Genomic DNA, 10,734 nt, shown 5'->3' on the forward strand with positions numbered 1-10,734 from the left:
TTATACAATACCTCTGCCTTGTCTGAGGTATTTTTTTGTCTGAAATTTAAAAAGAGGATTATATTGATGTTTTATGATTTAGCTCGCCGTTTTATGTTTACCCGTGATGCGGAGTGGGCGCATGAGTTTGCACTTAATAATCTTCGTCGTTTTGCTAATACGCCTCTAAATCTAGCTTGGTCACAAAGTGTTTCAGATAAACCCGTAAACTTTTTAGGTCTTGAATTTAAAAATCCAGTAGGGCTTGCTGCTGGTCTTGATAAAAATGCAGAATGTATTGATGCTTTTAGCCAAATGGGATTTGGTTTTATCGAAGTAGGCACAGTTACGCCTCGTCCTCAGGAGGGCAATGAGAAACCGCGTATTTTTAGATTACCAGAATCAAACGCTATTATTAACCGTATGGGTTTTAATAACAAAGGCGTTGATAATTTAGTCAAAAATGTAAAAGCAGCAAAGTACAGTGGCATACTCGGTATCAATATTGGTAAAAATAAAGATACACCTAATGAGCAAGGTAAAGATGACTACATTCATTGTATGCGTAAAGTATTTGAGCATGCTTCATACATTACGGTAAATATTTCATCCCCAAATACCCCAGGACTTCGTGATTTACAATATGGTGCTGCACTTGATGACTTATTGCAAAGTCTTAAAAATGAACAGTTAGATTTAATTGCAAAGCATAGTAAGCAAGTACCTATGCTTGTAAAAATTGCACCGGATCTCGATCAAATACAAATAGAGCAAGTAAGTGAGTCACTTTTAAATAATAAAATTGATGGTGTAATTGCTACAAATACAACGCTTGAACGGGCTGCAGTCATGGGGCAGCAATATGCAGAAGAGGCGGGCGGTTTATCAGGTTACCCTGTTAGAATGCGCTCTACAGAGGTGGTAAGTGAACTAAAGCGCTTAACAAAAGGTAACTTACCAATCATCGGAGTTGGCGGTATTGATGATGCTTCATCTGCAAAAGAAAAGTTAGATGCAGGCGCAAATTTAGTTCAGGTTTATACTGGGTTCATCTACAAAGGTCCACAATTGGTAAAGTCGATCGTTAACGGCTTATAAGGATCAGTTATCTAAGCTTTTGATCGTTCGATAAATGTTCTAAGCAAACATTTTAAAAGTGGTCAAAAGTAGTTATACTGTGAGCAATAATTATTCAACATGCCCAAGGAGGAGTAAATGTTACAAGCATCAAAGCAATGGCAGTGGATTGCTTGTCCTGATAAAAACCGTTTGTTACTTGATTTAAATGACGACATGCAATTATGTACGCCTTACAAATTAAGACAACTCACCGATTCTGTTTTTAAAAATCCACGTTTTAGCCTAGAAGATGCTGCATTTTATGAGCAAGTTTATAATTATCTAGATGGATTTGAATTGTGGTCTGCGGCTCAAATTTGTCAAATATCATTAAATGCGACTGCTGTTAAATACCACTTAAAACCCGTTTTAGCAAAAAGTTGGTTTTTTGAAGAGTACACAGGTACAGAGCCAAGTGTAGAGGCAATAGTTAAATTAACATCTAAAGCGCAGTCAGGTGATTTTTTAATTGTAGAGCATTGTCCTGATGCATCTATTTGTTTGAATTTAAGTGAAACCTTTAAATTAGACGAAAACTTGTCTTTAGCGCAATTTGAAGTAATCCGTATTCTTAATAATCGAGTACACCCCATCCTAAATCAGCAATATCAAAGTCAAACCGCCTAACCAAATTTAAGTCTTAAGCGTGTCTTTATGGCGTGTTTGTCGCCCAACCTATGTTATAATCCTGCGCAATTAGCTATTAAGGGTTATTACTTTGCAATTTATCGCACTTACTTCTATCGGAATCGAAAATTTATTGGTTGATGAACTAACAGAACTTGGCGCAACCGTGTCTAAGCAAACTGTTGGTTCTGTTCGTTTTGAGGCTGACTCATTACTGGCGCAAAAGGTTTGTTTATCAACTCGTTTTGCAACGCGTGTGCTTATGCTTATTGAAGAAAAAGAAGGCGTAGATGACAAAAATAGCCTGTATAATTTTGCGCGCTCGCAACCTTGGCAAGAATGGTTTGGACCTACGCAAACATTCGCTGTTGACTTCAACGGTACCAATGACTCATTAAAAAACACGCAATTTTCGGGTCTTGTGATCAAAGATGCGATTGTTGATTATTTTAATGATTTATACGAGCAACGCCCGAACGTTGATAAGCAAGATGCTAATGTGCGCGTGGTTGCACGATTAAATCGTTACGGCGTATCGATGTATATTGACTATTCAGGTCCTCGTTTGTCAGAACGTGGTTACCGCCAAGGCCAAGGTAAAGCGCCAATTAAAGAGCATTTAGCTGCTGCATTAATTAAGCGAAGTGGCTGGCTTGAAAATGTAAAACAGCCTTTATTCGATCCATGTTGTGGTGCGGGTACTATTTTGATAGAAGCTGCGGGTATGGCGCGAAACGAAGCGCCAGGATTATTCCGTGAAGGTTTTGCTTTTGAGCGTTTACCAAGTTTTAGAGCCGCTAAGTTTAAAGAGCTTAAAGAAGAGTTACTCGCTAATATTACCGATCCTAAACTGTGGTTAATTGGCCACGATTACGATGAACAAGTATTAAGTAAAGCAATTGATAATGCTAAACGAGCCGAGCTTGACGACGTGATTAAGTTTAAGCAAAGTGATGCAACTAAACTTACAGCTGTTGCAAAATTACCGGGTGTTGTAATTTCAAACTTACCATATGGTGAGCGTATTGGCTCTATGGCTGAGCTTGTTGATTTACACCGTAATTTAGGCGTTGGCTTTAAAAAGCACTTTAATCACTGGAAACTTGCCTTACTTGGTATGGACGAGAGCTTATTTAAACTTTTAAAACTTGTGCGCCTTAAGCGTTATAAATTTAAGAATGGCCCGCTTGATGTAGAACTTAACTTATATCAATTAGATGATAAGCAAGTCAGTTTGACCACAGATGATAAAAAAGCACTTAATTTTGAAGGCTCAACGTCATTTGCAAATCGATTGAAAAAGAATAAGCAAGGCTTAAAAAACTGGCTTAAACAAAATAAAATAGATGCTTATCGCGTCTATGAAGCGGATATCCCTGAATACAATGTTGCTGTAGATATTTATGGGGACTCTGCTGTAATTTTTGAATATGCAGCGCCTAAAGAAATTGATGAAAAAACATCAGAAAAGCGTCTGCAAGACGTAATAAGTTTAACGGCTCAACAGCTTGAAATTTCACCTGAAAACATTGCTGTAAAAGTACGTAAAAAGCAGAAGGGCGAAGATCAATACACCGCTATGTCTAAACAAAACCGTACTATGGTTGTTGAAGAGTTCGGTGCTAAGTTTAAAGTTAATTTATTTGACTACTTAGACACAGGCTTGTTTTTAGACCACCGCTTAATGCGTCGTTATATTCAGGAAAATGCTAAAGATAAACGTTTCTTAAATCTTTTTTCATATACAGGTACAGCTTCTGTACATGCTGCTCTTGGTGGTGCTAAAGCCATTACTACAGTTGATTTATCAAAGACCTACTTAAAATGGGGCCAAGATAACTTTGATTTAAATGGTATTAGTAATACACGATACCGCTTTGAACAAGCAGATTGTTTAAAATGGTTAGAGCACGCAACAGCGCAATACGATTTGATATTTTTAGATCCTCCAACGTTTTCAAACTCAAAACGTATGAAAGATGCATTTGATGTTCAGAGCGATCATATTAAATTATTAACGTGGGTAAAAAAGATTTTAAGCCCATCGGGTACGTTGATTTTCTCTAATAACAAACGTGGCTTTGTTATAGATGAAGTTGGTCTGATTGGTTTAGGTTTAAAAGCCGTTAATATTTCAGATAAAACGTTATCACCAGACTTTAAACGTAATAAAAAAATCCATAATAGCTGGCTAATCACACATGGCTAATTGGGTTTTATACCACACTGATGGTTGCCACTTGTGCGAGCAAGCTGAGCAACTTATCACTGAGGTACTTTGTGATACTAGCGAGTTATTACTAATCGATATTATGACTGATGAGCAGCTTATAGCTGAGTATCAAATTACTATTCCTGTATTAAAAAGTGAAAAAGGCGAGCAATTATTTTGGCCTTTTACTTTAAACTCTGTGCGCGAATTTTTAGCACAAGCAGAATAAGAGCAAATAAGAACTATGGATTTAATTAGAATTTTAAAAGCACAACTTGCTTTTGGTACACATGCTTTGCTTAACAAAGCAGATGCCGTTATAGAAAGTGGCGAAAGAGTGTGTGTTGTTGGTAGAAATGGCGCAGGTAAATCAACTTTATTAAAAGTACTTGATGGACAAGTTGTTTTAGATGATGGCGAAATAAATCAGCTAGGTGGCATTCGAATTTCTCGCTTAGAGCAAGATCCACCAAAAGGTGCAAGCGGCACCGTATTTGATTACGTTGCACAAGGTATGCCTGAGATTGCAAACTTACTAATTGATTTTCATCATGTTAGTAACGAGCTTCAAACAGAGTGTAACGATAAGTTATTAAATAAACTTGAACGTTTATCAAATCAACTAGAAGCAGCTGATGGCTGGCGCTTTGATAGCCGCATTCAATTAGTTTTGACACAATTAGAACTAACCCCAGAAGCTAAACTTGAGTCTCTTTCTGGTGGTTGGTTACGTAAAGTGGCACTCGCACGTGCACTTGTAAGTGAGCCTGATTTATTATTACTAGATGAGCCAACAAACCATTTAGACATGGCAAGTGTAATGTGGCTTGAACAGTTTTTAAAAGAATTTAAAGGCGGTATTGTATTTATCTCGCATGACCGTGCGTTTATTCGTGCTGTTGCTACGCGTATTTTAGATTTAGACCGTGGTAAGCTTATTTCGTACCCAGGCGATTACGCTACTTATTTAGAACAAAAAGCGCATGATCTGAAAGTTGAAGAAGCTCAAAATGCATTGTTTGATAAACGCTTAGCCGAAGAAGAAACGTGGATTCGACAAGGTGTTAAAGCACGTAGAACGCGTAACGAAGGTAGAGTTCGTGAGTTAAAGCAGCTTCGTACCGAGCGCAAACAACGTGTTGACCAAGTTGGTAAAACTGATTTCAATATTGAAACAGCAGACCGCTCTGGCAAGTTAGTATTTGAAGCTCAACATCTTTGTCATGCATTTAAAGACAAAGTTATTGCTGATGATTTTTCTACACTTGTAATGCGTGGTGATAGAATCGGCTTAGTAGGCCCAAATGGTATTGGTAAAACAACACTATTAAAGCTAATGTTTGGTGATTTAGAACCAGATAGCGGTATAACTAAGCAAGGTGTTAATTTAGAATTTGCTTACTTTGACCAATATCGTGAAAAGCTTGATGAAGAAGCAACAGTTCAAGATAACGTCGCCGAAGGTAAACAAGAAGTGATGATGGGCGGCCGCTCACGTCATGTTTTAGGTTATTTGCAAGACTTTTTATTCCCGCCAGCACGTGCTCGAACCCCTGTTAAAGCACTCTCTGGTGGTGAAAAAAACAGATTACTATTAGCTAAATTGTTTTTAAAACCGTCTAATATACTTGTTCTCGATGAGCCAACAAATGACTTAGACATTGAAACTTTAGAGTTACTAGAGGACATCATTAATCAATACCAAGGTACAGTGCTGATTGTAAGCCATGACCGTGAATTTATTGATAATACATGTTCAAGTGTATGGGCGTTTGAAGGTAACGGTAAAGTTACAGATATTGTAGGTGGTTATAGCGACTATGAGGCTTACGTTAACTACTTAGCTGAACAAGAAAAAAAAACTCAGCAACAACCAGTAAAAAAAGTTGAAAAAGTGGTCGCTCCAGTTGCCAAGCCAGTAGCCAAGACTAATAAACTCTCTTACAAATTAAAACTTGAATTAGAGCAACTACCGAATAAAATGGAAAAACTAGAAGCTGAAATTGAAGCTCAACAAGCTGTAGTTAGTGACTCAGACTTTTTTAAACAAGAGAGTGATGTAACAACTAAAGCATTGAACCATTTGGCACAACTTGAGTCTGACCTTGAAGCTGCGCTTGGGCGCTGGGAAGAACTTGAAGAATTACAGAATCAGTAGTAAGGACTAAAATGAAATATAAATTACTCGCTGCCAGTATTTTAGCGACATTAAGCACTTCAGCAACAAGTGCTACGTACCAGTTAAGTGAATTGGGGACTCTTGAAGACGCTAAATATTCTTATGTAACAGATGTAAGCGAAAGCGGGCATATTATTGGTTTCGCAAATGGTTTATACAATTTACCTATTGATATCAGCTATATAGATTTTACCGAAAATATTATTGAAAATAGCTACGATAATACAGAGGCTGCATTTGATTTAAGTGATAAAGAGATTACCTTTACACTTGATGACATTGAAAATAATGATGCAGTACTTACTAATTCTGATGCACATACTTTCATGGTTAGTTTTTTATCTTCAATTTCTACAAATTTTGAATATCAAAAATTAAGCTCATTAGTTGGCATTAAGTACAATGACACACAAGTAACAGAGCAACCGTTATTTGATGTTGCATCTGTTGATTATGATGGCTTAACGCGTTCAACTATTAACCTTTTTAATGCTGTAAGTGAAGACGGCGTTACTGTTGGTTGGGGCGGTGCTCCTTACGATAAAGTGTCTTTTACACCTGATGGTGAAGATGATGCAGAAACGTGGTTTACCCACGAATTTATAGAACGTGGGATTGTAATAAGTGCTGATGGCAGTATAAGTGTTGAGTTAGAGCCAGAGTTTAATGAATACGGCGGAACAAGCCGTGCTAACGATATTGTCAAAACTAATAGTGGTTACACTGTAGTCGGTAATATCTCTACAAGTATTCCTGATGACAGACAAGATAATATTGATGATAACTGTGATAATGAAGACGAACCAACGTCAGTGTGTATCAATTTATTAAATTCTAATATTTCACGAGGCTTATTTAATAAGCGTGCTGTTAAATGGGAACTTGATGAATCGTTAAATATTATTTCTGTTGAAGAGCTTGGTATGGCACTTACACCTGATGAAGGTGAAACGGAAGATGACGCATTTACGAGTACTGCTTTAGCAGTGAACAACAACGGTACAATTGTAGGTTCATCAAATACGCGTTATTACAAAAATGATGATACGATTCTTACAATGCCAGTTTTTTTTAAAGACGGTGCAGTCACTGACTTTATTAATCAAGAAGACGATTGGCAGGCTGGTAAATCAATCGCTATTAATGATAATGATGTAATTACAGGTTATGCGACTAAGCGGATTGAAGGCACTCTTCGTAATAAATTCTTCTATCATGACATCGAAACAGGTAATACCGTTTTTCCAACTGATTATTTTTCAAGCTCAAGTTCTTATGGCAACGATATAAATAATCAAGGATATATTGTAGGCGAAGGGGAAGTGGGTGTTTCTGATAGCTCACGACTTAAAGAAGCCTTTATTTACAAAATTGGTGAAGATAAAATCACTAATCTAAACGATTTACTGCCTTGTTATGACACTGATGGCGAAACTGATTACGCTTATTCTATGGTTGAAGCAACAGCTATCAATGAAAATAATGAAATATTTGGTACTGCGACTAAGACAGTTGAAAAACTTGATTCTTTAGGCGGTGTTGTAACTGATATCAATGGCGAAATTGAATATGAGAGTGTTGCAATTGCAGTTAAGTTAACGCCAATTGCAAATGGTGAAGTAGAAAATTGTGCTCCAGTAGAAGCAGAAGTGTATGAGCGTAACTCTGCTAGCTTTCCTTGGTATACATTATTGCTATTACCATTAGTTGGCTTAAGACGTATATTTCGTTTTTAAAGTTTACTAATATTGATTATAAAAAACCAACTTAATAAAGTTGGTTTTTTTTCGTCTATAATATTTTATAAGATTAGGATTGCCGTGAATCTTATAATTATTATTTAGCTTTAACGCTACTAATTATTTCGTGATAACCATGCCTTTTTGACAGAACGGCGCCAAATAATATCAATACCAAAATAGCCGATAATTGATGCAATAGAAGCACATACTAATGAACCGAGTAAAAACGCAGGACCAATAGTTTCTATGCTCTCTAGAAACCAAGACCAACTTGCTTCAAATACAAAGTGTTGCTCCGGCTGATTAAGTATTAATGTACCGACTAAGTATGAGCCATAAAAAATAGGTGGCATAGTTAGAGGGTTTGTAAGCCATACTAATGCAACTGAGATAGGTAAATTAACCCTAAATAATATAGCGCCGGCTGCTGCTAAAACCATTTGAAAAGGAACAGGGATGAAAGCAAAAAATAACCCGACTGCAAATGCACCCCGAGCAGAACGTCTATTTAAATGCCAAAGATTTGCATCTTGTAAAAGGCGTCCAAATATCCTTAGTGATTTATGATGTCTAATTTTATTTGGATCAGGTAAAAATCTTTGGATCGTTTTTTTAGCCATTTAAAGCAACCATTTACATCAGTGTGGATAAGTCTTGGGTTTGTAATTGGCTGTATAGCAACCGTATTTTATTATCAAACTCTCGAATTTACAGTATTCACAATTTTCATTGTTATAGTGAGCGCTTATTTTAAGCCGTTTTTAACCGTATTGTTAGGCTTTATTTGTGCAATTTGCTTCGTTGGTCTGCATTTTTACGTTTTTTATAGTTTTGAAATACCAAAACCGGATGAAAAGTATGCACTTGATTCTACATTAATTGTTGAAGAGGTTATTTCTGACAAAAAACCTCAATATATTAAAGTTAAAATAGTGGCATTAGAAGGGAGTTATTTTTCAGGTTTTAGAGCACCCAAAGCAATGCTCAGTGTTAATTCTGCACAGCCTTTAATAGTAGGTGATGAATTTTCTGCTTTAATTCATTTAAAACATTTTCGTAGTAATAAAAATTTTAATGTATTTGATAATGAACGTTATGCTTTTATAAATAGAATATTATTTAAAGGTAAAGTGCTTAATAAAAATCTTAATATTATAAATAGCGACAAACAAAGCATAATTTTAGATTATCAACACTTCCTTAAAAACACTTATACGGATACAAAATTACAGTGGCTCTATTATGCATTGCTTAGCGGTGAAAAATCGTTGATGAGCTACGCTGACAAACAATTAATGCAATCTCTTGGGCTAAGTCATTTACTTGCTATATCGGGGTTACATATTGGTTTGATTTTTAGCTTCGGTTATCTATTTACTCGATTCATTTTTGCAAAAATTAATTCTTCGATTGGGCAATCATTCAACCTGACTCTTTATTACAGTTCATCCGGATTTTTAGTAGCCTTGGTTTATGTGTACTTAAGTGACTTTTTAGTATCGGCAACGCGAGCGCTTATCATGCTGGGTTGTTATTTATTATTGTATTTTCTTGCTAAGCAGCCGCTGCGTTGGCGGAGCATTTTATTTGCCTTGGTTATTGTTCTTATTGTTAACCCATTTAATTTACTCAATCCAGGTCTCTACTTTTCATTTTTAGCGGTTGCTATCATTTTTACAGTTATTAATAAATTACCAATATTAAACACTCGCATAAAAAACAAAGTTATTTCACTGTTTGTTATTCAAATAGCGTTATTTATTGGTCTATTGCCACTTTCACTCTATTTTTTTAATGGGGTAAGTATTGCAGGTTTGATAATAAACTTAATTGCTATACCGCTGCTTTCAATCATTATCTTACCCTTTTTAATTGTTTTTACATTACTGAGTATTTTCTTAGATATAAGTATTTTAATAAACCTGTTTGATACAGGCTTATATGCGCTATTTAAATTGCTTAATGAAATACCAGAATCGTTAAGGTGGATAACGACTGGCAGAATTGACTCAATATTTGTCGTTTTTACTTATATTATTATGTTGATGGTTTATTTTCTTCCTTATAAATTGCTCGCTTTTATTCCAGCAATGACGCTTTTATTAAATTATTGGCTAACAGAAAAGTCTAAATGGCAACTACATGTATTTGATGTTGGACATGGACTTATGGCTTTAATTGAAAAAGATAACCAAGTGCTTATCTATGATTTTGGCCCCAGTTATTTCAATCGTTTTAGCCGTACGCGAAGTATTTTATTGCCTTATATTAAAGCAAATAATTTAATAGTGAAAACGGCGATTCTAAGTCATGAAGATAATGATCACGCTGGAGGATTACAGCATTTCATAGATGCTGGCTTTGGAGAAACATTACAACAATTTCATCCTAAAAATACACATAGTGTATGTGAAGTTATAAACATTGATTTTGCTGGATTAAAAATACAAAGCTTTAGTACAAAAGGATTTGGAAATGAAAATGATGATTCATGCGTTGTTAGAGTATCAGATAATACTCATAGCGTTTTACTTACCGGTGATATATCAAAAGCGCGTGAAGCATCGTTATTAGCGGATAATACATCGTTAAAAAGTACAGTAATGTTAAGTCCGCATCACGGCAGCGATACATCCTCAAGTGTTAATTTTATAAATAACGTAGCTCCTAAAGTAGTAATTCATTCTAGTGCCTATAAAGGGCAGTGGGAATTCCCAAAGCCTCTTGTCGTCGAACGGTATAACCAAATAAATGCTCAGCAATTTACGACAGGCGTTGAAGGACAAATTAGTATTAAATTTTATGCAAAGAATTTGGCTATAGAAACAGCAAGAGGGCAGGAAAGTTACTGGTTTATCAAAGATTGACGTTTAGTT

At 35.8% G+C, this 10,734-nt stretch carries 8 protein-coding genes; 7 read left to right on the plus strand and 1 reads right to left on the minus strand.

The genetic code is table 11. The annotated features are described in order from the left end of the window. Nucleotides 1-66 precede the first annotated feature (66 nt). From pyrD to BW142_RS08545, 6 genes are all read left to right on the plus strand, one after another. Entirely contained in the window at nucleotides 67-1,077 is a 1,011-nt protein-coding gene (gene pyrD, locus BW142_RS08520; RefSeq protein WP_076924581.1) for a quinone-dependent dihydroorotate dehydrogenase, read from the plus strand. Between the two features lie 117 nt (nucleotides 1,078-1,194). After that, nucleotides 1,195-1,725 (plus strand): cell division protein ZapC, encoded by a 531-nt coding sequence (locus BW142_RS08525; protein WP_024599589.1) that lies wholly within the window; start codon nucleotides 1,195-1,197, stop codon nucleotides 1,723-1,725. A 91-nt stretch (nucleotides 1,726-1,816) separates the two neighbouring features. Further along, on the plus strand, nucleotides 1,817-3,934 hold the full coding sequence (gene rlmKL, locus BW142_RS08530) for a bifunctional 23S rRNA (guanine(2069)-N(7))-methyltransferase RlmK/23S rRNA (guanine(2445)-N(2))-methyltransferase RlmL (protein ID WP_076924582.1): 2,118 nt from the start codon (nucleotides 1,817-1,819) through the stop codon (nucleotides 3,932-3,934). Continuing rightward, a complete protein-coding gene (locus BW142_RS08535) occupies nucleotides 3,927-4,166 on the plus strand; it encodes a glutaredoxin family protein (RefSeq protein WP_024599587.1) in 240 nt (79 codons plus the stop codon). The genes rlmKL and BW142_RS08535 overlap by 8 nt, the downstream gene beginning before the upstream one ends. A 15-nt stretch (nucleotides 4,167-4,181) precedes the next feature. Beyond that, nucleotides 4,182-6,095, plus strand: coding sequence for an ABC transporter ATP-binding protein (locus BW142_RS08540; RefSeq protein ID WP_076924583.1), 1,914 nt, complete (start codon nucleotides 4,182-4,184; stop codon nucleotides 6,093-6,095). Between the two features lie 11 nt (nucleotides 6,096-6,106). Then, the gene (locus BW142_RS08545) at nucleotides 6,107-7,852 is read left to right on the plus strand and encodes a DUF3466 family protein (protein WP_076924584.1); all 1,746 of its coding nucleotides are present in this window, start codon (nucleotides 6,107-6,109) and stop codon (nucleotides 7,850-7,852) included. 119 nt (nucleotides 7,853-7,971) lie between these two features. On the opposite strand, the gene BW142_RS08550 is transcribed toward BW142_RS08545, so the two are convergent. Further along, on the minus strand, nucleotides 7,972-8,478 hold the full coding sequence (locus BW142_RS08550) for a DUF2062 domain-containing protein (protein ID WP_007586895.1): 507 nt from the start codon (nucleotides 8,476-8,478) through the stop codon (nucleotides 7,972-7,974). On the opposite strand from BW142_RS08550, the gene BW142_RS08555 reads away from it, so the two are divergent. Then, nucleotides 8,458-10,725, plus strand: coding sequence for a DNA internalization-related competence protein ComEC/Rec2 (locus tag BW142_RS08555; protein ID WP_076924585.1), 2,268 nt, complete (start codon nucleotides 8,458-8,460; stop codon nucleotides 10,723-10,725). The two genes, BW142_RS08550 and BW142_RS08555, sit on opposite strands and share 21 nt — an antisense overlap. Nucleotides 10,726-10,734: the final 9 nt, after the last annotated feature.

The sequence above is a fragment of the Pseudoalteromonas sp. EB27 genome (assembly GCF_001974875.1).
In the GTDB taxonomy this organism is placed as follows: Bacteria; Pseudomonadota; Gammaproteobacteria; order Enterobacterales; family Alteromonadaceae; genus Pseudoalteromonas.